Genomic DNA, 260 nt, shown 5'->3' on the forward strand with positions numbered 1-260 from the left:
TTTTTAAATCTTCACCTTCCACTACTTCGCTTTGAATTTCTTCAATAACCTTGCCAATTTCCGGTGTATTAGAGGAAATCTCGATGATTCCTCCTTCAAGAGTGGTAAGTTTTACGACATTATTTCTACCTTCACGGGCAAGCAAAGAGGCACGATCAATTGCCTGCAGAAATTCCTTCGTATTGACAGTGATATCGGTCTTACTTTCACTTGGAATCAATCTCGATGTATCAGGATAATTCCCCTCTAATAATCTTGAG

At 38.8% G+C, this 260-nt stretch carries 1 pseudogene; it reads right to left on the bottom strand.

The window, feature by feature from the left end:
* Positions 1–260: pseudogene (locus RYX56_RS23365) on the bottom strand (DNA polymerase III subunit beta); the annotation flags it as partial.

Source organism: Alkalihalophilus lindianensis (assembly GCF_032843265.1).
Taxonomy (GTDB): domain Bacteria; phylum Bacillota; class Bacilli; order Bacillales; family Bacillaceae_D; genus Alkalihalophilus; species Alkalihalophilus lindianensis.